Source organism: Nesterenkonia sp. CL21 (assembly GCF_031705515.1).
In the GTDB taxonomy this organism is placed as follows: Bacteria; Actinomycetota; Actinomycetes; order Actinomycetales; family Micrococcaceae; genus Nesterenkonia; species Nesterenkonia aethiopica.
In genome coordinates this window covers 276,198-299,468 of sequence record NZ_JAUTWR010000001.1, presented here as the reverse complement: position 1 = coordinate 299,468, position 23,271 = coordinate 276,198, and the positions used below count along the sequence as shown (strand labels likewise).

Below are 23,271 nucleotides of genomic sequence, written 5' to 3'. Positions count from 1 at the left end.
ACAAGCTAGTCATGACCATCGAACATAGTTTCGATTCGATTAGAAACTCCCAAAGATGTCAGACGTGGGCCATAGTGTCGCCTCACACCACTCGCATTGCAGGAGGAGACATGAAGACTTATCCGGACACCCATGACGACGAGGTCATCGTCATGCCTGACGACGCCGACAACGCCACGCCGAAACTCCGATCGACCGGCGCCCCGAGCGTGAAGATCATCCGCACGCTCTGGCTGACCGTGATCGGAGTCAGCATGGTCGCGGTCTTCGTGACCGCTGCCGGAGCGGCCCTGCAGGGAGGCTCCGAGCAGTGGTCCGAGGAGGTCTCCGCGGCAGATCTTCGCCAGCAGCTCAACGAGGACAGCGCCACCGGGGCACCCCAACAGTCGGTGGTCAACGGCTGGCACACCACCGACCTGCTGGAGATCCAGATCGAGCAGACTGCAGATCATCTCGCCCTGGCCCAGGGACTGGTCACTCTCGCGCTGCTGCTGGGCCTCGGCCTGCTCGGCGACCGGGCGCTCAGTCTTTGGGACCGGCCCAGCGCCTCCGGTGCCGCGCCGTCGTCGCCAGCTGAACCGGCCGACGTCGCCGGCCCCACCGCCCCGGCCAGCGGCCTCCGCTCCGGGCCGATCGTGGGTCCAGCTGGGTCAGCGACTCAGGATGAGAGGCACCACCGATGACGATCGAACCACCGCCAGACCCGTCCGCAGACTCCGATTCCATCACCGGGTCCTGCTCCTTCGTTCTGCTGTTCCCCGTGCTGATGCTCATCTTCCTGGGGCTCATCGGACACCACATCGGCTTCCACGGATTCGGTGGGGTGGTGATCTCGCTGCTCGGCACCGCGGTCGCCTCGTTCTTCTGCTCCCTGATCATCGCCGGAATCGTCTCGGCCATCATGGGAGGGCCTGACGAGCCACCACAGATCGAATCCGCCGAAACCCATCCCCCGGCGATCCACTCCCCCGGACCCGGCACCCCAAAGCAGACCCCGAAACAGACCCCGAGGCGGACCGCGAAGGCACAGCCGGACCCGAAGCCGAGCTCCGCGCACACTCCGGACCGGGGTCGTCAGACACCGCCCACCTCGGCGCCGCGCGCCGCCAGCGTGTGGCGAGCTCACCTTCGCCGTCACGAGCCCGATGTGGACCGGGAACTGCGCAACATCGAGCTCATGGTCCGCGAGCGCCCCGAGTTCACCGGCGTCCAGCAGCAGAAGGTCCGCGACGCCGTCGCCCGCTTCAGCCGGCACCACCGCGAGCAGCAGCACATCCTCCAGGACTCCTCCCACCCGGACCACGTCATGGTCACGATCGAGATGGGTCGCTACCGCCGCACCGTGCTGAAGCTCCTGACGCTCCGCCGCGAGGAACTCGCCACCGGCGCCTACGGCGGCTTCGACTACCGGGAGGACCTGCGTGCCGCCGAGGGGATGGTCGAGATTTTACAGGACGAGTTCGAGCAGCTCCGACGCGACGCCGAAGACCACTGATCACCACGGCACCACCACAACCACAACCACAACCACAACCACCACCGCCACCACCATCTGAGGAGACACCATGACCACCCACCGAGCTGCACCCGCCGCACTCGTCGCCCTGCTGGCCCTGACCGGCTGCGGCTCCGGCGACTCCCCCACGGTCAGCGAAGCACCATCGGAGACGCCGGAGACCTCCGAGGCTCCCGAGCCAACTGACCAGCCGGAACCCGAGGAGGACCCCGACCTGCCCAGCGAGGACCAGCTGCAGGAGTTCGTCGACGCCATCGCGGCCAGCACGCCCAGCGCACTGCGGGACGCCGCCGACCTGGTGATGCCGGACTCGCCGGCTGCTGATTATCTGACCTACTACACCCACAACATCGAGGCCAGCATCGACGCTGGTCTCACCGAAGACGGCGGTGAGTCCTCTGACATCGAGGACGGCTACGAGGCCTGCGCGACCTACGACGGCGAGACCAGCTGCACGGCCTATACCGAGTCCACCGGCCGGGACGGTCAGATCTACAGCTTCCTCGTCGAGGGCCGGGAGATCGAGGACCGGCTCATCGTCGGTTCCGGGGAGTCCGTCGAGACCCTGGGCGGGTCCACCGTCGAGTTCATCGCCGCGTACCTCAACGCCAACGACACGCACCTGCTGGTCGCCTACGAGCTGCACACCGGCGACGCGCGACTGCAGATGCCGCTGACCAGCTACCGCGGCCCGTCAGGACGCCAGTCCCAGTCCGACGGCGATTGGGGCGCCCGGAGCCTTTCCCCCGACTCGATGAGCCACTACGTCGCTTCCTTCCCCAGCGCCGAGCTCGGCGGGGAGCTGCACCTGGAGCTGGTCGACGAGGACGGATGGGACATGGAGACAGTGGTGCTGCCGACGTCGGGGTGACCACAATGGAGTCCGGCACTTGAGCCCGACCAGACCGTCAGCCCCTGCGTGTCAGGGCGACGCGCGAGACGCTACTCCGCGACCTCGGTGTCGTCGTCCTCTGGTGAGAGCCCCACCGCCAGGGCCCACATCGTTCCTCGAGCGTCCGTCCCCTGCAGATGGATCTCCGTGCCGGTATAGGCATAGTCGGCCACGATCTCGCTGACCTCCCCCTCCTCGGAGCAGGGAAGCTCGCCGATCTCCTCGTCATCGATCGCCACCTCGGGGCCTGCGTCGTCGCCCTCGCACCACGCGAAGACCGCGGCTGTGCCCTCACGGGGGAGCGCGCTCGTCGTGCCTGTCGCAGGCCCTTCCCCGTAGCTGTGGAATGCGAAGGTGAACTCGTATCCCTCCTGCTCCAGGGCCCGCTGGGCTGCGGCCATACGTTCTTGGGCGCCCTCAGTGGGATCGACATGCTCTGCCCCACACGAGGCCAGCATCAAGGCGACGGTCGTCATCCCGAAGTATCTCAAGGTTCGCATCCTTCATCGTCCCAGATCACGGGCCCGCATCAAGCCCGTCGGTCTCTGTCGACGACACCGCCCCTGGACTGTTCCGCTCCTCCGCGACCAGGATGGGCGGCACACCATCCCCACGGCTCCGCGGAGGACACCATGCGCTCTCACTGGCTCGACGCCTCCCCCGCCATCAGCACGTCCGGCTCCGAAGGCCCCTACGAATGGCACGACGTCGTCGTCGCAGGGGCCGGGCTGACCGGGCTGACCACTGCGGTGCTGCTGGCTCGGGCCGGCAAGGACGTCGCCGTGCTGGAGGCGCGCAGCGTCGGGGCGCTGGCCACCGGGAACACCACCGGCAAGGTCTCCCTGCTGCAGGGCAACGTGCTCTCCCGCATCCGCGAGCACCAGTCAGATGAGATGCTGCGTGCCTATGTGGAGGCCAACCAGGAGGGCCAGGCCTGGCTGCTGCGTCACCTGGACGAACATGACGTCCCCTACCAGCGCCGGGACGCCTACACGCTGGCGTTCTCCGACGACGGCGTCTCCGCCCTCCGTGCGGAGCTCGCCGCGGCGCAGGCCGCCGGGCTCGACGTCGACTGGGCCGAGCCCACGGACCTGCCCCTCGACGTGGCCGGAGCGATCCGGTTAGCCGACCAGGCGCAGATCAACCCCATAGACGTGCTGCAGGTCCTGGCCGAGGAGCTGCTGGACCGCAACGGGCTCATCGTGGAGGGAGTCCGCGTCACCGGGCTCGGCACCCATCAAGAGGAGTACCTGACCGTCGACACCAGCGCCGGGCACGTCCACACCTACCACCTGGTGCTCGCCACCGGGGTGCCCGTGCTGGATCGCGGCGGACACTTCGCCACCGTCTCCGCCCACCGGTCCTACGCCTCCACCTACCGCCTGCCCGCCGACCTCACACCCCCGCAGGGCATGCACCTGACCGTCGACTCCCCCGACCGCACGCTGCGCAGCGTACCCACCCGCGACGGCGAGGAGCTGCTGCTGGTCGGCGGCAACGATCACCCCGTGGGACGCGCGGACTCCCCCGCAGCGGCCGTCGAGGACCTGGGCGCCTGGGTCCAGCAGCACTACCCCGGCGCCCAGCGCACCCACTCCTGGTCCGCCCAGGACTACCGCAGCATCCACCAGATTCCCCTGGTCGGCGCCCTGCCGCACACTGAGGAGCGGGTCCTCTCCGCCACCGGCTACGCCAAATGGGGCATGACCAACGCGGTGGCCGCAGCCCTGGCGATCACCGCCGAGATCCATGACCACATGCCCCGCTGGGCGGAGACCCTGAACGCGCACGCCACCAGTGCCGCCGACGTCGCCACCGGGATCAAGGACAACGTGCTGGTGGGGGCGCAGATGGCCACCGGATGGGCCTCCGCCGAGTTGACCTCCCTGCCGCATGAGGCTCCGGCTGAGGGTGAGGGCGTGGTGGGACAGCGGCACGGCAGGCCGCTGGGGGTCTCCACCGTGGACGGCACCACCTGCGCGGTCTCGGCGGTGTGCCCGCATATGGGCGGGATCCTGCGCTGGAACGACGCCGAGCTCTCCTGGGACTGCCCACTGCATGCCTCCCGCTTCGCCCCGGACGGCACCCGCCTGGAGGGCCCGGCGCTGCACGACCTCTCCCGGCCCCGCGAGGAATGAGACCACCTCCCGCGGGGGCGCCCGCTACCGGATGAGGTGATCGGTGCAGCGGATATGGAGCGCGCGCAGGACCGCGACGACGACGGCGGCCCCGGCCAGCACCACCAACGGAAGCGACGGGCCCCAAGCGGGGTCGAGAGCCTCCAGCAGCACGGGCAGCCCGAAGCCCAGATAGGTGAAGGTGTAGTACACCCCGATGACCAGACCCCGTGACGCCGGCGGAGCCAACCTGTCGACGTCGACGAGCCCTTCCCGCAGGCACAGCCCATAGGCCGCGCCCAACAGGACGATCGCGCCGAGGAACAGCCCTACCGACGGCACCTGACCACCCACGGCCACCAGGACGAACCCCGCGGCCGCCAGCAGCGCGCCGGCCACACCGGCGAACGGCCCCCAGCAGCGTCGCCGGGCCATCACCTGCACACCCAACCCCGTGGAGAACGCCAACGCGGCCGCAGCCCCGGGCAGCAGCATGCGCAGCTCCTCGGAGGCCGGCAGCCGAGCCGGCAGCACCACAAACGCCACAGTGGCGCAGGAGAACACCCACAGCGCCATCGGCAGCGCCGCCGCCAGCGCCCTGAACCCTCCACGCTGCGGCCCCGGGGCAGACCGGGGCTTCTCCCCCGGCCCAGCTCCGGGCCCAGAACCAGGACTCGGCGCGGTGGCGCCCTTGCCGGCGCGCAACGCCGCAGCCACGGCAAGAAGTGACAGCGCCGCCGTCGTCGCATACGGCACCGTCAACCGCGCGGCACCTGGCAGCACCGCGGCGAACGCCCCGGTGATCACCGGCCCGGCGGCGAAACCGGAGGTCAGGACCAGCCCAGCCAGGGCCGCACCGGGTGTGCCGCGCAGACCCGCCGCCCACGCGGTTCCCGCGCTCACCGCCAGGCCCACCCCGACGCCGACGATGAGCCGGCCGGTGAGGATGAACGGTTCGGTGAATCCGAAGATCATCACTACGTTGCCCGCCGCTGCGGTGAGGCTGCCGGTGAGGACCACCGGCCGCGGCCCGAATCGATCGGCGAGACCACCGCCGCCCAACAGCCCAGGCAGCAGACCCACCGCATAGACACCGAAAGCCGAGTTCACCGCCACCGCAGAGAGCGGGCCCTCCACGCGCAGCACCGGCAGCATCGAGGCGAAGTGATTCGCGGCCCAGCCCGCGCTGAACAGCAGCAGGGCCACGACCCAGAAGGGTGCGCCCGCTGCGCCGCGCTGCGCCTGTGCCATCTGCTCCGCCTCTCGTGTCTGCTGTGCACAACATACAAGCAGATGGGCGCCGGAGATTCGCGGGCCAGAGTTAGGCTGGCCCCATGGCGCTCCACGACACCCCTGCCCAGCACCCGGTCGACGCCTCGCGCCTCCACCATGACGCCCGCCTGTTCGCGCTGGTGGAGGACGAGTTCCGCTTCGGCAAGGCCCAGCAGACCCTGCACCGCGCGTACCTGAAGCACCTGGGTGCCGTGGCCGTCCTGCCGGTGGACGAGCAGGACCGGGTGCTGCTGATCCGCCAGTACCGGCACCCGGTGCGCATGCACCTGTGGGAGGTGCCCGCTGGGCTCCTCGACGTCGACGGCGAACCCATGCTGGAGACCGCCCAGCGGGAGCTCCTCGAAGAGGCCGATCTGCGCGCCGAGACCTGGCACACCCTGGTGGACTTCTACTCCAGCCCTGGCGCCTCCAGTGAAGCGATCCGCGTCTATCTGGCCGAGGGGATCAGCGAGGTGCCCGAGGCCGAGCGGCACACCCGGGACGGCGAGGAGGCCGAGATCGTGCCCACCTGGGTGCCCCTGGATGAGGCGGTCGCGGCCGTACTGTCCGGGCAGATCCACAACCCGTCGGCCGTCGTCGGCCTGCTGGCGCTGCACGCCGTGCGCACCGGCGGAGGACAGCTCCGGGACGCCCGCGCACCCTGGAAGGATCAGCCCCGCGGCATCGCTCCATAGACACGGCTCAGCCCAGCGCTGAGCCCAGTCGCTCCGGCTCCCACCGTTCAATTCCCCGGCCGCGGCTGTCGGTGAAGTCCTCGATGGTGGACTCCGGGTCCACGATCACGATGCGGTGCCCCTCGTCCAGCAGCTTCGCGGCCATCTCCGAGGAGGTCCGCCGGGCCACCGGAAGCACCTCGTCGACCCGGCTCATGTCGAACACGACCATCTCGGTGGTCGGCGGGGACTGGATGAGCTCATGGACCAGCGCCTCGATGCTGCTGAGCACCAGGTCCCCCTGCAGCACGTAGATGGTCGCCGGCTGGTCCTCCAGGGTGACGCGCAGCGTCTCCCGCAGGGCCGACCGGGCCGGCCTGCTCGCCTCCATCAGATGCAGGCCCAGGTCATCCGAGAGCCGCTGCATCATCTCTACACCACGCACGCTGTTGCCGTGCTGGTCCAGCCGTGGGGAGAAGACCGCCACGCCCACCTGCCCCGGCAGCACACCGATGATGCCGCCGGCCACACCGGACTTGGCCGGGATCCCCACACTGGTGAGCCAGTCCCCGGCGGCGTCGTACATCCCACAGGTGGCCATCACACTGAGCAGGTGCCGGGTGCTCTCCCGGCACAGCAGCCGCTCCCCGGTGCGCGGCTGGACACCGCCGTTGGCCAGGGTGGCCGCCATGAGCGCCAGGTCCGAAACCGTCACCGAGGCGGCGCACTGCCGGATGTACCCAGTCACCGACTCCTGCGGGTCCCCGGCCAGCTGCCCGGCGGAATGCAGCAGATACGCCAACCCGAGGTTCCGGTCCGCGGTGGCCAGCTCAGAGTCCGCCACGGCCTGGTCGAGCTGGACGTCCCGGCCGGTCAGCCGGCCGAAGAAGTCCATGACTCTGCCCAGGGCCGGCTGATCCTCCGAGCCGATCAGCGCATGGGTGGCGATCGCCCCGGCATTGATCATCGGGTTCCGCGGCCTGCCCGACTCCGGGTCCAGGGAGAGCTCGTTGAAGGCCTCCCCGCTGGGCTCCACGCCGATCTTCTCGCGGATCCCCTCCAGCCCGTGGTCCTCGATGGCCAGCGCGTAGGCGAACGGCTTGGACATGGACTGGATGCTGAAGTGATGCTCGGCGTCCCCGCTGGCATAGACGGTGCCGTTGACGGTGCACAGGGCCACGGCGACCGTGTCCGGGTCGGCAGCGGCCAGCTCCGGGATGTAGTCGGCCGGCTCGCCGTCCACGATGTGGTCGGTCTCGGCGATCAGGGTGTCCAGGTAGTCCAGGATCGGGGAACGCATGAGCTTCCTCTCGTGCAGTACGACGACGGCGGGCCGCTTCGGTCCGCAGGTGAGAGCCCGTTCAGAGCACCCCGTTCATCATCAGCCCGACCAACACCCCTGAGCAACCCCACCGGGTGACCCCACCGTGTGGCCATGAATCCCGGCATCTGACCTCTGACACGCCGAGAAGAGACCCGAGATACCGGCATTTGTGACCACTCGATGCCGGAGCCCCGCCCGGCACCCAGCATCGCCCAGACACGACGACGGCCGGCGGCCGCTCCCCGTGAGGGGAACGGCCACCGGCCGTCATCTGGGCTGACCCGGAGGTCAGCGCGGTGCTGGCGTCAGCTCAGAGCTGGCGTCAGACCAGCGGAATCACTCGGCGTCGACCAGGACCTGGTTGACCGACTGCTTGTCGTTGCCGTCGGTGTCCTCGTCCACCACCGGGGCCAGGGACAGCTTGCCGCGGTCGTCGATCTTGGTGATCTCGACCTGCAGCTTCTGGCCCACACCCACGACGTCCTCGACGTCGTCGACGCGCTTGCCATCGTTGAGCTTGCGCAGCTCGGAGATGTGCAGCAGCCCGTCCTTGCCGGGGGTCAGCGAGATGAACGCACCGAAGGTGGTCAGCTTGACCACGGTGCCCAGGTAGCGCTCACCGATCTCCGGGACCTGCGGGTTGGCGATCGCGTTGATCGCGCTGCGCGCGGCCTCCGCGGCCTCCCCGTTGGTGGCACCGATCAGCACGGTGCCGTCGTCCTCGATGGAGATGTCCGTGCCGGTGTCCTCCTGGATCTGGTTGATCATCTTGCCCTTCGGGCCGATGACCTCACCGATCTTGTCCACCGGGACCATCACGGAGATGATCCGCGGAGCGAACTCCGACATCTCGTCCGGAGCGTCGATGGCGGCGTTGATGACACCCAGGATGTGCAGACGAGCCTCGCGAGCCTGCTTCAGGGCCGCACCCAGCACAGAGGCGGGGATGCCGTCGAGCTTGGTGTCCAGCTGGATCGCGGTGACGAACTCCTCGGTGCCGGCGACCTTGAAGTCCATGTCGCCGAAGGCGTCCTCGACGCCGAGGATGTCGGTCAGCGCGGCGTAGCGGGTCTCGCCGTCGACCTCGTCGGAGACCAGACCCATGGCGATGCCGGCCACCGGGGCCTTCAGCGGCACACCGGCGTTGAGCAGGGACAGCGTCGACGCGCAGACCGAGCCCATGGAGGTGGAGCCGTTGGAGCCCAGCGCCTCGGAGACCTGGCGGATCGCGTAGGGGAACTCCTCGCGCGACGGCAGGACCGGGACCAGCGCGCGCTCGGCGAGCGCACCGTGGCCGATCTCGCGGCGCTTCGGGGAGCCCACACGACCGGTCTCACCGGTGGAGTACGGCGGGAAGTTGTAGTTGTGCATGTAGCGCTTCTTGGTCTCCGGCGACAGGCTGTCGATGGACTGTTCCATCTTCAGCATGTTCAGCGTGGTGACGCCCATGATCTGGGTCTCGCCGCGCTCGAAGATCGCCGAGCCGTGCACCCGCGGCAGCACCTCGACCTCGGCGGTCAGCTGGCGGATGTCCGTCAGCCCGCGGCCGTCGATGCGGACCTGGTCGCGCAGGATGCGCTGGCGGATGACCTGCTTGGTCACCGCGCCGAAGGCCTTGCCGACCTCGCCGCCGCGGCCCTCGAACTGCTGGCCCTCGCCGGCCAGCTTCTCGACCAGCTCGGCCTTCAGCTCGGCGTCGGCGGTCTCGCGGGCCTGCTTGTCCGCGATCTGGTAGATGCTGGTGAGCTTCTCCTCGGCGGCGGCCTTCACGGCCTCGAGGACGTCGTCCTCGTAGTCCAGGAAGAACGGCACCTCGACGGGCTCCTTGGTCGCGCGGGAGGCCAGGTCGGCCTGGGCCTCGCACAGGACCTTGATGAACGGCTTGGCGGCCTCGAGACCCTCGGCGACGATCTCCTCGGTGGGGGCGGTCTTGCCCTGCTCCTTGATGAGCTTCCAGGAGTTGTCGCTGGCCTCGGCCTCGACCATCATCACGGCGATGTCGTCACCGACCACACGGCCGGCCACGACCATGTCGAACACGGCGTTCTCCAGCTGCGAGTGCTTCGGGAACGCCACCCACTGGGGGCCCTCGGAGTCGTGGATCAGCGCCACACGCACGCCGCCGATCGGGCCGGAGAACGGCAGACCGGAGAGCTGGGTGGAGGCGGAGGCGGCGTTGATGGCCACGACGTCGTAGAGGTCGTCCGGGTTGATGGACAGGATGGTCTCCACGACCTGGACCTCGTTGCGGATGCCCTTCTTGAAGGCCGGACGCAGCGGACGGTCGATCAGGCGGCAGGCCAGGATCGCGTCGGTGGTGGGGCGACCCTCACGGCGGAAGAACGAGCCGGGGATGCGCCCGGCGGCGTACATGCGCTCCTCGACGTCCACCGTCAGGGGGAAGAAGTCGAAGCCTTCGCGCGGGGACCTGCCCACCGTGGTGGCGGACAGGATGGTGGTCTCCTCGTCGAGGGTGACCAGGACCGACCCGGCGGCCTGCTTGGCCAGCCGTCCGGTCTCGAACTCGATGGTGCGGGTGCCGAATCGACCGTTGTCGATCACGGCCTCGGCATAGTGAACCTCGGGACCCTGCATGGCAGGTGTCTCCTCTCTGTTGTCGAACAGACAGGCACGGTCGCCGGTGGGAGGAGGTGGATCAGGCCATATGACGGCCATCGATCGAAGCCCACGGGCTGCCTGCGCATCACGCGCGGCTCCCGGAGGCCACTACCGAGGACCGGAGCATATGGGGTCCAGCTCGGCACCGGCGTGCCTGTCTCTCATAGTCTCGCATACAGAACAGGTGACTCCCACGGTCATTCGACCGCGTGTGGAGCCACCTGTTCCGTCAGCTTGGTATCAGCGTCTGCACGCCTGCTCTGGTGCCTTCAGACACTCAGCGGCGGATGCCGAGGCGCTTGATCAGCGCACGGTACCGCTCGATGTCAGTGTTCTGCAGGTACTTGAGGAGGCGGCGACGACGACCCACCAGGATCATCAGGCCACGACGAGTGTGGTGGTCCTGCTTGTGCGACTTCAGGTGCTCCGTGAGGTCGCTGATCCGACGGGTCAGCACGGCGACCTGGACCTCAGGCGAACCGGTGTCGCCCTCGTGGGTCGCGTACTCCTTGATGATCTCCTGCTTGACAGCGGGATCCAAAGCCATGGGATTGCTCCTTGATGGTTGTACCGCGATCAGGTGCCGGAACCTGGGGAGCATCCGCCCCACAGGCATCCGGTGCTGGCCACCGCGGACTGCAGCACAGCAACGCTCCACTTTACCGCACATGCCCGGATCGGAGCGAATGGAGCCCTCAACGGTGCAGGCGCGAACCCTGCACCCAGCATGACAGCTGGATGTGATCCAGATGTGAGGAGGGTCCGTCACAGTGGTGCTCTCAGCGGCAGCGCCCCTGCCTGCCGCCACGAACGGACCCCTGACGAAAGGACTCCCATGAGGCATCACCGCAGACTGCTCATCACGGGCGCACTCACCGGCGCCGCCCTGTTCTCCGGAGCCGCACTGGCATCGGCCGCCACCGACGATGCCCAGCAACCCGACTACGACCGGGTGGGCGACGTCGAAGACATCGACTGGGGCCTGCTGAGCCCGTCGGAGCCGAACGCCCCCTCCGGAGAAAGACAGGCGTGAACAGCATGTGATCAATGTGTGAGGACGTTCAAGGATGCTGATGGTGTCCCCAAGAAACAGGCCCGCTCCGGGCCGCGGCCCATGAAAGGAACCCCCATGCGAACCATGACCAAGACCCTCTCCCTGGGCGCGGTCGCTGCACTCCTGCTGGCTCCGGCCGCCGCGGCGCATGCCGACAACGCCGGACCTCCGGAGGACGGCACCGCATCCCACTCATCCGCCGGCTCCGGATGGGACGAGGTCAACGCCGAGAATCCCTTGGCCCTCAGCTCGTCCGGAACGCAGGAGGTCCAAGCCTCCACCGGCTGCTACACGAACGCGGTGACGAGAAGTCGGAGCCACGCTCGCAGTGGAGTCATCGTGACATCACGCAATCTCACCACCAGCAGCCGGTGCCGCGACATCAATGTCCGCCACACTCTCGGCAGCGAGAATCGAGTGGAGGCTCGGGTGTGCTTCCTTCCCAGCTCCGGAGGGCGCACCTGCCAGTCGAGCTGGACCGACATCACCAGCGGCTGGCGTGTGGTCGCCAGCGACGTGATCACTGGCACCGCGTACGAGGTGCAGACTCGTGTCCGCTCGTTCGAGCCTCCGCCCACGGATCCTCCGATGGACCCCGACACCTATCCCTGGCGCGTGCACTACGCCTCGTGAGCGAGCCCTGACAGCGCCCGCCCCTGCCGGACCTCACCGGCGCCGCGCGGTGTGCAGCACGGTGAGGTACGGCAGCTCGACGACGTCGTCGCCGGCCAGCCCGGTGTGCTCGTCCAGGTACCAGTCCAGGTTCTCCCGACGCCGGGCACGTTCCTTCGGACCGGCCCGGAGCCAGGAGCTCATCGTGGCGGCCAGGCGGCGGACGCCGTCGGCGGTCAGCCGCCGCGACCAGGTGAACTCCTCGGTGCGCGGCGGCGCGAACAGCCGCTGGTCCAGCGGAGGGCTCCAGCCGGGACGGTGCACGTCCCCGGCGCGCATGATGCGGGTCAGCCGGTGCACCCACGGGTCCGAGGTGTCCAGGTGGTTGGATACGATCGCCAGCCCTCCACGCTCGGCCAGGATCCGATGCGCCTCCCGCTGCACGGCCCCGGTCTCGAACCAGTGCCAGGCCTGGGCGGCGACCACGACATCGACCGCGCCCTCCTCCAGCCCGGTGTCCTCCGCCGAGGTGAGGTGCACCTGCAGCCTGCGTCGCAGCTCCTCGTCGTCGCCAACGGTCTCCTGCAGCACCTGGGTCATCGGGCCACTGGGCTCCACCCCGTGCACGCGCACCACACGATCCTCGCCCGCCGCCAGCAGCTGGCGCGTCAGGATGCCGGTGCCCGCCCCGACGTCGGCCACCCGCAGCGAGCCGGCGGCCCTCGAGACCGACCCGAGGATCGCCTCCACGGCCTGCTGCGGGTACCGCGGCCGCAGCTCGTCATACTCACGCGCCGCCGCGAGACCCATCTGCTCGCCGTACGCCCCGCCCAGCAGGCGGCGTCGATCGGGATCGGCGATGATGACCTGCTCCCCCGGTCTCAGCTTCGGCCGATTCGGGACGGCACGGTGCGGAGGGTCCGCGGCGGGACTGCCCGGCTCAGGAGAGGGCGGCAGGGCTCAGCCCTCCACCGCCGGGACCGGCCGCGCATCCAGGTGCTCCGGGTCGTCGGTGCCCAGCGTGAGCTTCGCGCGCGCCACGTCCTCCTCCATCTGGCTGATCAGCTGTGGGATCCCCTCGAAGGCGACCATGCCGCGCAGGCGGTCGATGAATTCGACCCGCACCTGCTGGCCGTAGAGGTCGAAGTCCTCCACCTTCTCCTTGGGCCTGCCGATCACGAAGGACTCCACCACGCGCTGCACGCCGTCGAAGGTGGGATTCGAGCCCACCGAGATCGCTGCGGGCCAGCGCCTGCCGTGCCCATCGGTGAGCCACCCGGCGTAGACGCCGTCGGCGGGGATCATGCCCTCCGAGTCCTGCCCCAGATTGGCGGTGGGGAATCCCAGCTCCCGCCCTCGAGCGGCCCCGTGGACCACCTCGCCGAGCACCGCATGGGGCCGGCCCAGCACCTCGCGGGCCGAGGCGACGTCACCGGCGGCCAGCGCCTCCCGCACCCAGGTGGAGGAGCACCGGCGGTCCCGGCCGAAGTCCTCGACACCGACCACGGTGAACCCGTACTGCTCCCCCAGCTCCACCATCGTCTCGAAGGAGCCGGTGTTTCCGCGTCCGAAGCGCACATCATGGCCGACCACCACCACTCGGACGTTCAGCGCGTCCACGAAGTACTGCTTCACGAACTCGGCAGGGGTCAGGGCGGCCAGGTCGAGTGAGTAGCGGATCATCAGCATCGCATCGATGCCGGTGGTGGCCAGCCGATAGATCTTCTCCTGCACCCCGGTGATCATCTCCGGGCACTGGTGCGGCCGGTGCACCTGCGCCGGGTGCGGGTCGAAGGACACGGCGACGGCGGAGGCCTCATGCTCGGCGGCCGCGGCGGCCAGCTGGGTGAGGACCTCCTGATGCCCCAAGTGGACGCCGTCGAAGTTGCCGATGGTGACCGCCGTCGGACCGAGGTCCGCGGGAACCTCATCCAGGCCGTTCCAATAGTGCACGTGTCTCCTCAGTTCTGCAGGTGGTGCGTCGGCGTCATTGCCGCTCCCCATTATGGAGCACTCGTCAGCCGGCGCCCATTCCCGACGACGGCGGCGCCCCCGGCGCGTCCCGCCCCGGACGATGGCGCCACAGCCAGTACAGGCCGATGAACGGCAGCACCAGGGGCACGAAGCCATAGCCCTGCCCGAAGTGCGACCACACCGTGGCCTCGTCGAACAGCTCCGGATCCAGATACGTCCAGGCCCCGACGCCCAGCACCCCGACCATCTCGATCAGCACCGCCACCAGCGCGGCCCGCCACGCCAGTACCGACGTGCGGGCCAGGGCGAGGGTGGCGAACATGTAGACCAGAGCAGCGAACGCGCTCAGCAGATACGCCACCGGGGCATCCTCGAAATGCGCGAGGATCTGATAGAGCGCCCGCGCGGTGGCCGAGACCGCGAAGATCCCATAGGCGGTGATGATGAGCATGCCCACCCCCCGGTTCCGGGGTGTGGGTGATGACCGCCGCTCGACGCCGGGGGCCGAGTCGCGGCCGTCCTCAGAGCTCAGATGCTTGTGGACCATCACTCTCTTCTCTTCAGCAGGCGCAGGGGGCCGTCGCATTCCCCCACCAGATGACTTCCATGCGGTAGACCATCACGAACACCACCAGGCCGACGAAGCTCATCACCAGGTTCGACCAGCGGGTCTTGTCGATCATGGCCCAGACGAACACTCCCGCCGGCAGCAGCAGGGCGGTGAACACGTAGCCCCAGAACTCCCAGGCCTCCCCCGCGATGGACGCATCGAAGCCCAGCTGACGCACGGCGGCGTAGATGCCGTAGACCACCAGGAACAGCTCCACGGCGGCGAGGCTGATGATCGAGGAGTCCGCCGGGTGGCGGCGCAGCGCCGTCATGACCCAGCAGATCAGTGTGGAGGCGGCACACACGACCGTGCCGATGATGAACATCAGGGTCATGCTGCTCCTCCTGCCGGACGGTCCTGGACGATTCTCTCAACCTCTACAACCTGTAGAAACTTACGCCCTACTGCGGGGCGAACACCAGCTCCGGCTTCGCCTGGAAGCTGACCTGCTCCGCAGCCGCGGCGCGGGCCGCATCGCCCGAGGCAGAGGCGCCCTTCTTCGCCGGCACGTCCTGCAGCAGTGCGACCAGCTCACCATCGGGCCCGAACGCCGCGGTGAGCCGATCCGGCTCCCCCGCAGCCCCGGTGCCGGAGGCGGTGATCCGGCGCCCGTGGCCCAGGTTCTCCGCCTCCTCCTGGGTGAGCTCGCGCCGGGAGAAGATCCTCGCGGCCGCCTCCGCCAGACCGACATAGCCGAAGTCCTCAGCCAGCTGCTCCAGGGTCAGCGCATTCTCGATGCGGTACGGCCCCACCGCGGTGCGACGCAGCGCGGTCAGATGCCCGCCCACCTCCAGGGCCTCCCCCAGATCACGGGCCAACGCCCGCACATAGGTGCCCGAGGAGACGTCCACCTCCACGTCGACGTCGACCATCCGGCCGCCGTCGAGACGGCGCACCTCCAGCACGTCGAACCGGTGCACGGTCACCGGGCGGGCCGCCAGCTGCACGTCCTCGCCCCGGCGGGCCCGATCATAGGCGCGGCGACCGTCGACCTTGATCGCCGAGACCGTGGAGGGCACCTGCTGGATCTCCCCGGTCAGCGCCGCCACCTCGGCGTCCAGCCGCTCCCGGGAGACCGCATTGGCGAACCGCGTGGCCACCACCTCGCCGTCGGCGTCGTCAGTGGTGGTGGACTGGCCCAGCCGGATGGTCGCCGTATAGGTCTTGGAGACCCCCACGATATGGGTCAGCAGCCGGGTGGCTCGATTGATCCCGACCACGAGCACCCCCGTGGCCATCGGGTCGAGGGTGCCGGCGTGGCCGACCTTGCGGGTGCCCGCCAGCCGACGGATCCGCCCGACCACGTCATGGCTGGTCCAGCCGGCCGGCTTGTCCACCAGCACCAGGCCGGAGCCGACGGCGATCTCCTCGGCGCGCTGCTTCTTGCCCATAGGTGCGGCAGCCCCTCAGCGTCCGTCAGCGGAGTCGGTCCCCTCGGACGCGGCGCCCTCGGCGCCGGACCCTGCGGACTCACCCTCGGCGAGCGAACGGTACGGGTCCTCCCCTCCGGCGGGAGCGGCCTGCTCCCGCAGAGCGGCGACCTTCTCGTCCTGCTCCTTGGCCTTGCGCAGCAGGTCCTCCAGATGCGCGGCGGACTCCGGGATCTCGTCGGCGACGAACTCCAGAGTCGGGGTCAGGCGGATGGTCAGCTGCCGGCCGACCTCGTGCCGCAGCACACCCTGGTGCGCGGCGAGCACCTCCTCGGCACTCCGGCGGGCGTCGTCGTCGCCCATGACGGTGTAGTAGACGGTGGCATGCTGCAGGTCATTGGTGACGCGTGCGTCGGTGACCGTGATCAGCTCGGCGCGCTCGTCCTTGACCCGACGGCGCAGCGCCTCGGCGACGATCACCTTGATGCGCTGCGCGAGCCGTGCCGCGCGTGCTGGATCAGCCATGATGGCCTCCTCGAAAAGTCGAAAGATGAAACCCAGCCTAGGACAGTCCCAGACCAGACAGGGACACCTCCGGGGACCGCATCGCGTGGATGCAATCCCCGGAGGTGTCAGGCGTCACAGGACGCTCAGGAGCGCGGAATCTCCCGCATCTCCCAGGTCTCGATGACATCGCCTGCATTGATGTCGTTGAACGACCCCAGGCCGATACCACACTCGAAGCCGTCGCGGACCTCGGTGGCGTCGTCCTTGTAGCGGCGCAGCGACTCGATGGCCAGGTTGTCCGCCACCACATTGCCATCGCGCACCAGACGTGCCTTGGCGTTGCGGCGGATGACGCCGGACCGGACGATCGAGCCGGCGATGTTGCCGAACTTGGAGGAGCGGAAGACCTCGCGAATCTCCGCGCTGCCCAGCTGCACCTCCTCGTACTCCGGCTTCAGCATGCCCTTCAGCGCGGCCTCGATGTCATCGATGGCGGCGTAGATGACCGAGTAGAAGCGCATGTCCACGCCCTCCTGGTCAGCCAGGTCCTGGACGCGCTCCGCAGGACGGACGTTGAACCCGACGATCACCGCGTTGTCCACAGTGGCCAGGTTGACGTCGTTCTGCGTGATCGCACCCACGCCGCGGTGGATGACCCGCAGCTGCACCTCGTCGCCGACGTCGATGCCCAGCAGCGCGTCCTCCAGCGCCTCGACGGCACCGGAGACATCGCCCTTGAGGATCAGGTTCAGCGTGTCGATCTTGCCCTCGGCCACCACCTGGTCGAAGTTCTCCAGGCTCACGCGCTTGCGACGCTTGGCCAGCATCGCGTTGCGCTCGGCGGCCTCACGCTTCTCCGCGATCTGACGGGCCGTGCGGTCGTCCGGAGTGACCAGGAAGCTGTCACCGGCGCGCGGCACCGAGGACAGACCCAGCACCTGCACCGGACGTGACGGCACGGCCTCCTCGACCGCGTTGCCGTTCTCGTCGAACATCGCACGCACACGACCGAAGGCGGTGCCGGCGACCATGTTGTCGCCGACCTTCAGGGTGCCGGACTGCACCAGGACGGTGGCCACCGGACCGCGGCCCTTGTCCAGGTTGGCCTCGATGGCGACGCCGCGGGCCTCCTTGGACGGGTTGGCGGTCAGCTCCAGCGCCGCGTCGGCGGTCAGCAGGACCGCCTCGAGCAGCTGGTCGATGTTCGTGCCCTGGATCGCGGAGATGTCGACGAACATGGTGTCGCCGCCGTACTCCTCCGGGATCAGCTCGTACTCGGTGAGCTGACCACGGATCTTGTCCGGGGCGGCGCCCTCCTTGTCCATCTTGTTGACCGCCACCACGACCGGCACATCGGCCGCCTTGGCGTGGTTCAGCGCCTCCACCGTCTGCGGCATGACGCCGTCGTCGGCGGCAACCACCAGCACCGCGATGTCGGTGACCTTCGCACCACGGGCACGCATGGCGGTGAACGCCTCGTGACCGGGGGTGTCGATGAAGGTCAGGCCGCGCTCCTGGCCGTCGTGCTCCACGTGGACCTGGTAGGCACCGATGTGCTGGGTGATGCCTCCGGCCTCACCCTCGGTGACGTTGGAGTTCCGGACGGCGTCCAGCAGACGGGTCTTACCGTGGTCGACGTGACCCATGACGGTGACCACCGCGGGGCGGGCCTCCAGGTCGTCCTCGTCCTCGGCCTCGGCCTCGGCCGCCAGGTCGATGTCGAAGGACTCGAGCAGCTCACGGTCCTCGTCCTCGGGCGAGACGATCTGGACCTTGTAGCCCAGCTCCTCGCCGAGCAGCTGGAAGGTCTCCTCGTCCAGGGACTGGTTGGCAGTGGCCATCTCGCCGAGCTTCATCAGCACCGTGACCAGTGCTGCCGGCTCGGCGTTGATCTTCTCCGCGAAGTCGGCCAGGGAGGAGCCGCGACGCAGCCGCAGGATCGTGGTGCCGTCGCCCTTGGGGACGCGGACGCCGCCGATCTCACGGGTCTGGCGCTGCTCCATCTCCTGGCGCTTGGCGCGCTTCGACTTCCGGGACTTCGAACGGGACGGACCGCCGCGCCCGAAGGCGCCCGCCGTGCCGCCGCGTCCACGTCCACCACGACCCCGCGGCGGACCGCCGGCGGGAGCACCAGGACGGCCGGGACCGCCGCCGGGCCCGCCACGACCTCCTGCCGGAGCAGGGGTCTGGCCGGGCATCATGGACGGCTTCGGACGAGCTCCGCCGCCCTGGGCCGGGCCCGGACGCGGACCGCCGGGACGCGGGCCGCCCTGCGAGGGGGCACCCTGCCGGCCGCGGCCACCGCCGGGACGGGGGCCGCCGCCACGCTCGGAGCGCATGCCCTGCTGCGGGGCGAACGGGTTGTTGCCCGGGCGCGGGCCCGGACGAGGACCGGGGCGAGGGCCTCCGGATCCGCCCGGACGCGGAGCCGGACGCTCGCTGCCGCCCATACCCTGCTGCGGGGCGAACGGGTTGTTGCCCGGACGCGGACCCTGACGGGAGCCGCCGGGCTTCGGAGCGCCGGCACCCGGCTTGGCGCCGGGCTTGGGCGCGCCCTTCTGGGGGGCGTCGGTGCCCTGGGCGGGCGCCGAGGGGCCGCCGTCTTCGCGAGGAGCCTTCGGCGCCTGAGCCTGAGGCTCCTGGGCCTGCGGCTCCTGGGCGGCGGGCTTCTGCTCGGCCGGGCCGGGAGCAGGCTTCTGCCCCGGCTTGGGACCGGGCCTGACCGCACCGGGCTTGACCGAGCTGGGGGTCGGCGCAGAACCTGCGCCGGGCTTCGGGGCAGGCTTCGATGAGGCGCCTGCCGGGGACCCGTCCTTCGACGCGGGGGCGCCGGAGCCCTTAGAGGACTCCTTCTTGGCGCCGTCCTTCTTCGCGCCGGGGAACGCCGCGCGGAGCTTCTTGGCCACCGGGGGTTCCACCGTGGATGACGGGGACTTCACAAATTCGCCCATCTCCTGCAACTTGGCAAGAGCATCTTTGGACGTGATGCCGAGCTCCTTGGCGAGCTCGTGTACGCGGGCCTTGGCCACATTACTCCTTGTCTGGCCCGCACAGTGCCCCGCCGAGATCAGCGGGGCTGATGTCAGCGGTTCACCGGACGGAGCCGTCGAACGTTCTGAGATTCATGACGGAGTCACTCAGGGATGTCTTCACTGGGCACTCATCCGTCGGTGCTCATCGGGTGTCCATCTCTTTCCAACCCGCTTTCATCTGGTGTGTGCTGGGACATCGTCAGCTTCGGCGTCTCGACCGCGCGGCGGCCTCGACGTCGTCGAAGCTGAGGGACTCGACGCTGACAGGTCGGCGGAACGCCCTCGAGAAGGCCTTCCGCCGCACTGCTGTGTCGAAGCATTCCTGCTCCGGATGGATCCACGCCCCGCGGCCGGGCATCCGACCTGCGGCGTCGACCACCACGCGTCCAGGCTGTGAAGCCTCACGGCGCCGACCGGGCGACCGGTCGACATCGGGCTCCGCGGCCTCGGGCGCCAGCGCGAGTCTCACGACGTCTCCCTGCTCAACCCGTCGGCGACAGCCGACGCAGGTGCGGACAGGGACCATGACAGTCTACCCCCTCAAGGTGGTCACTGGAGAATCATCCTGCGACACGTCCCCCACGGGCGGCGCCGGTCACCGTCATGGCGGCGGTCCACCGGTGGGTCAGGGGACGCGGCGACTCCTCAGTCGTGATGGGTCAGGGGGCGTCCGGCGCAGCAGGGGCCGCCGGCGTGTTGGGGGCGGCGTCGGAGGCGATGTCGATCCGCCAGCCGGTCAGCTTCGCGGCCAGGCGGGCGTTCTGCCCCTCCTTGCCGATGGCCAGCGACAGCTGAGAGTCCGGGACGATCACGCGGGCGGAGCGGGCGTTCTCGTCCAGGATCGTCACGGAGGTGACCTTCGACGGCGACAGCGCGTGGGCGATGAACTCCGCCGGGTCGTCGCTGTGATCGATGATGTCGATCTTCTCCTCGTTGAGCTCCGTGGTCACCGCCCGGACCCGCGAGCCCATCGACCCGATGCAGGCGCCCTTGGCGTTGATGCCGGGCTGCGTGCTGCGCACTGCGATCTTGGTGCGGTGGCCGGCTTCCCGAGCGATCGCCGTGATCTCCACTGTGCCGTCGGCGATCTCCGGCACCTCATGCTCGAAGAGCTTCTTCACCAGGCCCGGGTGCGAGCGGGACAGCGTGATCGAGGGACCCTTGAGCCCCCGGTGGACGTCGACCACGAAGGCACGAAGCCGCGAACCGTGCGAGTACACCTCGCCGGGGACATGCTCCTGCGGGGGCAGCACCGCCTCGACCGAGCCCAGGTCCACCTGCACCATATGGGGGTTCCGCCCCTGCTGGACGATGCCGGAGATCAGCTCGCCCTCGCGGCCCTTGAACTCGCCGAGGACCTGATCGTCCTCGGCGTCCCGGATGCGCTGCATGATGACCTGGCGGGCTGTGGAGGCGGCGATGCGGCCGAAGTTCTTGGGAGTGTCATCGAACTCGCCCAGGACAGTGCCGTCCTCGTCGAACTCCTTGGCCCAGACGGTCACATGACCGGTGGACTGATCGATCTCGGCCCGGGCGTGCTTCAGGGCGCCCGGAGACTTGTGGTATGCCAGCACGAGTGCCTGCTCGATGGCCGGTATCAGCTTCTCGAGGGGAATGTCACGCTCTTTGACGAGCATGCGCAGGGCGCTCATATCGATATCCACTTGTTCCTCCAGTTCGCCCGGACATCTCTGGCCCGGTCCGATCGTTCTGTGCTCCGTCGCTGGTCATCCGACCGGGGGTCCGGTCGGCTCATCGCTCGGTATGGTCACTCCGTGTGGGAAAACTCTACCTGCACCCGGGCGCGGCTGATGGCATCGAAGGGAAGCTCCACCGGCTCGCTGTACTTCACCGGCATCCCCTTCTTCGGCGCCGGCCGCTGCTCGGCGACCACCACGCCGTCGTCGGTGACCTCCTGAAGACGGGCCAGCATGTCCGGCTGTCCCTCCCGCTCCAGCTCCAGCAGCCGGCCGATGTTGCGGGCGAAATGCCGCGGCTCGGTCAGCGGACGGGTAGCCCCGGGCGTGGAGACCTCCAGCTCGTAGGAGGTGAGGTCCTCCAGCGCCTCCGCCTCGTCCAGCGCCGCGGAGATCGCTTCGGAGACGGCGGCCACGGAGTCCAGGTCGACCTGCTCGGTCCCGGTGGCGTAGTCGACGACCACCCGTACCGTGGCGGTGGCCCCGTCGACCAGCTCCACTTCCTCCAGGAGCAGGCCCTGCGCAGCGACGATCGGCTCGATCACGGGGAGCAGCTCCGCGGCGCGGGGGTCGCGGGCCTTCTCCCCCTCACGGGGTCGGCGAGGGGCGGCCATGGTGTCTACCTCCGACATCGGGTGCTGGTGCGCCTCGATTGTATCGGTGCAGGACGCAGCGGCCGGGGCCCACAGTCCGCCTCACCCAGTCATGATGATCACACCCGCGCGCTGCGGTTTGTCCCCGTCGTCTTCGTCTGTCCCCTCCCGATTCGACGAGGACAGACGAAGACGACGGGGACTAACCGCAGGTGTTTTCCACAGATGCGCTGCTCGCACCCCATGGAGCATCGTCAGCGGTGACAGTTGAGTCATGAACGCTGCAGACCCGCCGACCAGCCATCCCCTCATCCACGCAGCAGATGCCGACGACGCCGCACTGGCCTCCCAGCGACTCAGCCGGGCTGTCGAGTCCGCCGAGCTCCTGCGGCTGCGCCGCGGCGTGTACGTGGACCCCGCCACCTGGCTGAGGTCCGCACCCTGGGACAGACATCTTCTGGCCACGGCTGCCACACACCTGGCCGACGACGGCGCCGTCTTCCGCCGCGAGACCGCCCTGGCGGTCCACGGCGTCCACCAGCTGCGCTCCCCCGAAGCCGTCCATGTGAGGACCTGGCGCCGGCAGGAGGCAGGCACACAGCGCCATCCGCCCATGACCGGCTCAGCCGCTCCCGCACGCGTCGACGCCGTGCTGCGCTCGACGCCGGGGCCCCACCGCGGTGTGCGACGCCGCGACACCGGCCCCGCGGACCTGCAGGGCGTGCCAGCGAAGAAGGTCTTCGCCTTCAGCACCATGCGTCGGCTTGCTCAGCGTGGACGCGTCCCGGACCCGGTGCGGCACGCGATGCCGGGGATCGACGAGCACACGCTGGACACGCTCTTCCCGAGGGTCGAGCCCCTGGGACTGGTCCTGGCTGACACGGTGTCACGCATGGACTCCACCTCGGCCGCCGTCGTCGTGGACTCTGTGCGCTCAGGGCGCTGCACCGGGGGCCACCTGTGGACCCGTGAGGACATGGAGCGGTGGCTGGCGATGATCCCCAGCAAGCGCGGGATGCTGCGTTGGGAGCAGGCCTGGGACCGCTCCGCCGCGGGCGCGGAGTCTGTCGGAGAGTCCCTGCTCCGGTTGCGGGCTGAGCAGCTCGGATTCGAGGTCCCGGAGACCCAGGTGGAGTTCGCCCTGCCCGATGGCCGTGTGGCTCGCGTGGACGCGTACTGGCGATCGGTGGGGATCGTCGGAGAGTTCGATGGCTGGACGAAGTACACGCGCAACGGGGTCCTCCAGGGGAGGGACGTCTCCGAGGTCGTCTATGGAGAGAAGGTGAGGGAGGACGGGCTTCGCGCGCTCGGACTGGGAGTCGCCCGGTTCACCTGGCAGGACGTGCAGTCGCTGAATCGGCTCAGCCGGAAGCTCAGCACAGCCGGGGTCCCCCGCGTCTGAGGCGGA

Annotated in this window: 23 protein-coding genes; 8 read left to right on the top strand and 15 right to left on the bottom strand. The window is 69.2% G+C overall.

Going from position 1 to position 23,271, the window contains the following annotated elements:
- Positions 1-110: 110 nt before the first annotated feature.
- The 3 genes from Q7C18_RS01330 to Q7C18_RS01320 all read left to right on the top strand — a co-directional run bounded on the left by Q7C18_RS01330 (position 111) and on the right by Q7C18_RS01320 (position 2,387).
- On the top strand, positions 111-683 hold the full coding sequence (locus Q7C18_RS01330) for a hypothetical protein (RefSeq protein WP_311023741.1): 573 nt from the start codon (positions 111-113) through the stop codon (positions 681-683).
- Entirely contained in the window at positions 680-1,495 is an 816-nt protein-coding gene (locus Q7C18_RS01325) for a hypothetical protein (RefSeq protein WP_311023739.1), read from the top strand. Before Q7C18_RS01330 ends, Q7C18_RS01325 begins: the two co-directional genes overlap by 4 nt.
- 70 nt (positions 1,496-1,565) lie before the next feature.
- Positions 1,566-2,387, top strand: a complete 822-nt coding sequence (locus tag Q7C18_RS01320; RefSeq protein WP_311023737.1) for a hypothetical protein — start codon at positions 1,566-1,568, stop codon at positions 2,385-2,387.
- Between the two features lie 71 nt (positions 2,388-2,458).
- On the opposite strand, the gene Q7C18_RS01315 is transcribed toward Q7C18_RS01320, so the two are convergent.
- Positions 2,459-2,899 (bottom strand): hypothetical protein, encoded by a 441-nt coding sequence (locus Q7C18_RS01315; protein WP_311023736.1) that lies wholly within the window; start codon positions 2,897-2,899, stop codon positions 2,459-2,461.
- A 141-nt stretch (positions 2,900-3,040) separates the two neighbouring features.
- Here Q7C18_RS01315 and Q7C18_RS01310 point away from each other — a divergent pair, with 141 nt between their 5' ends.
- Positions 3,041-4,546: an FAD-dependent oxidoreductase gene (locus tag Q7C18_RS01310; RefSeq protein WP_311023734.1), complete on the top strand. Its 1,506-nt coding sequence runs from the start codon at positions 3,041-3,043 to the stop codon at positions 4,544-4,546.
- A 24-nt stretch (positions 4,547-4,570) separates the two neighbouring features.
- Here the strand turns inward: Q7C18_RS01310 and Q7C18_RS01305 are convergent, their stop codons facing one another.
- On the bottom strand, positions 4,571-5,776 hold the full coding sequence (locus Q7C18_RS01305; protein ID WP_311023732.1) for an MFS transporter: 1,206 nt from the start codon (positions 5,774-5,776) through the stop codon (positions 4,571-4,573).
- Between the two features lie 83 nt (positions 5,777-5,859).
- Here Q7C18_RS01305 and Q7C18_RS01300 point away from each other — a divergent pair, with 83 nt between their 5' ends.
- Positions 5,860-6,492: an NUDIX hydrolase gene (locus Q7C18_RS01300; RefSeq protein WP_311023731.1), complete on the top strand. Its 633-nt coding sequence runs from the start codon at positions 5,860-5,862 to the stop codon at positions 6,490-6,492.
- Positions 6,493-6,499: 7 nt separating this feature from the next.
- On the opposite strand, the gene Q7C18_RS01295 is transcribed toward Q7C18_RS01300, so the two are convergent.
- The 3 genes from Q7C18_RS01295 to rpsO all read right to left on the bottom strand — a co-directional run bounded on the left by Q7C18_RS01295 (position 6,500) and on the right by rpsO (position 10,961).
- Positions 6,500-7,771 (bottom strand): glutaminase, encoded by a 1,272-nt coding sequence (locus Q7C18_RS01295; RefSeq protein WP_311023730.1) that lies wholly within the window; start codon positions 7,769-7,771, stop codon positions 6,500-6,502.
- 360 nt (positions 7,772-8,131) lie between these two features.
- Positions 8,132-10,390, bottom strand: coding sequence for a polyribonucleotide nucleotidyltransferase (locus Q7C18_RS01290; protein ID WP_311023728.1), 2,259 nt, complete (start codon positions 10,388-10,390; stop codon positions 8,132-8,134).
- Positions 10,391-10,691: 301 nt separating this feature from the next.
- Positions 10,692-10,961 (bottom strand): 30S ribosomal protein S15, encoded by a 270-nt coding sequence (rpsO, locus tag Q7C18_RS01285; RefSeq protein WP_179542370.1) that lies wholly within the window; start codon positions 10,959-10,961, stop codon positions 10,692-10,694.
- A gap of 288 nt (positions 10,962-11,249) precedes the next feature.
- On the opposite strand from rpsO, the gene Q7C18_RS01280 reads away from it, so the two are divergent.
- Positions 11,250-11,447, top strand: a complete 198-nt coding sequence (locus Q7C18_RS01280) for a hypothetical protein (protein WP_311023727.1) — start codon at positions 11,250-11,252, stop codon at positions 11,445-11,447.
- Positions 11,448-11,543: 96 nt separating this feature from the next.
- Complete coding sequence (locus tag Q7C18_RS01275) at positions 11,544-12,101, top strand: hypothetical protein (RefSeq protein ID WP_311023725.1); 558 nt, start codon at positions 11,544-11,546, stop codon at positions 12,099-12,101.
- A gap of 33 nt (positions 12,102-12,134) precedes the next feature.
- On the opposite strand, the gene Q7C18_RS01270 is transcribed toward Q7C18_RS01275, so the two are convergent.
- The 10 genes from Q7C18_RS01270 to rimP form a co-directional block, all read right to left on the bottom strand.
- The gene (locus Q7C18_RS01270; RefSeq protein WP_311023724.1) at positions 12,135-12,890 is read right to left on the bottom strand and encodes a class I SAM-dependent methyltransferase; all 756 of its coding nucleotides are present in this window, start codon (positions 12,888-12,890) and stop codon (positions 12,135-12,137) included.
- 150 nt (positions 12,891-13,040) lie between these two features.
- Positions 13,041-14,033 (bottom strand): bifunctional riboflavin kinase/FAD synthetase, encoded by a 993-nt coding sequence (locus Q7C18_RS01265; protein WP_311023723.1) that lies wholly within the window; start codon positions 14,031-14,033, stop codon positions 13,041-13,043.
- Positions 14,034-14,097: 64 nt separating this feature from the next.
- Positions 14,098-14,601 carry a hypothetical protein gene (locus Q7C18_RS01260; protein ID WP_311023722.1) on the bottom strand — a complete coding sequence of 168 codons (504 nt, stop codon included), beginning with the start codon at positions 14,599-14,601 and terminating at the stop codon, positions 14,098-14,100.
- Between the two features lie 13 nt (positions 14,602-14,614).
- Entirely contained in the window at positions 14,615-14,998 is a 384-nt protein-coding gene (locus tag Q7C18_RS01255; protein WP_311023720.1) for a hypothetical protein, read from the bottom strand.
- Positions 14,999-15,065: 67 nt separating this feature from the next.
- Entirely contained in the window at positions 15,066-16,055 is a 990-nt protein-coding gene (gene truB, locus Q7C18_RS01250) for a tRNA pseudouridine(55) synthase TruB (RefSeq protein WP_311023719.1), read from the bottom strand.
- 15 nt (positions 16,056-16,070) lie between these two features.
- Positions 16,071-16,559 carry a 30S ribosome-binding factor RbfA gene (gene rbfA, locus Q7C18_RS01245; protein WP_311023717.1) on the bottom strand — a complete coding sequence of 163 codons (489 nt, stop codon included), beginning with the start codon at positions 16,557-16,559 and terminating at the stop codon, positions 16,071-16,073.
- Positions 16,560-16,684: 125 nt separating this feature from the next.
- Positions 16,685-19,570, bottom strand: a complete 2,886-nt coding sequence (infB, locus tag Q7C18_RS01240) for a translation initiation factor IF-2 (protein ID WP_311023715.1) — start codon at positions 19,568-19,570, stop codon at positions 16,685-16,687.
- Positions 19,571-19,772: 202 nt separating this feature from the next.
- Positions 19,773-20,042: a YlxR family protein gene (locus tag Q7C18_RS01235; protein WP_237090035.1), complete on the bottom strand. Its 270-nt coding sequence runs from the start codon at positions 20,040-20,042 to the stop codon at positions 19,773-19,775.
- A gap of 190 nt (positions 20,043-20,232) precedes the next feature.
- The gene (gene nusA / locus Q7C18_RS01230; RefSeq protein WP_070160088.1) at positions 20,233-21,237 is read right to left on the bottom strand and encodes a transcription termination factor NusA; all 1,005 of its coding nucleotides are present in this window, start codon (positions 21,235-21,237) and stop codon (positions 20,233-20,235) included.
- Between the two features lie 104 nt (positions 21,238-21,341).
- Positions 21,342-21,884 (bottom strand): ribosome maturation factor RimP, encoded by a 543-nt coding sequence (rimP, locus tag Q7C18_RS01225; RefSeq protein ID WP_311023713.1) that lies wholly within the window; start codon positions 21,882-21,884, stop codon positions 21,342-21,344.
- A gap of 253 nt (positions 21,885-22,137) precedes the next feature.
- Here rimP and Q7C18_RS01220 point away from each other — a divergent pair, with 253 nt between their 5' ends.
- Positions 22,138-23,265 carry a hypothetical protein gene (locus Q7C18_RS01220; RefSeq protein WP_311023712.1) on the top strand — a complete coding sequence of 376 codons (1,128 nt, stop codon included), beginning with the start codon at positions 22,138-22,140 and terminating at the stop codon, positions 23,263-23,265.
- Positions 23,266-23,271: the final 6 nt, after the last annotated feature.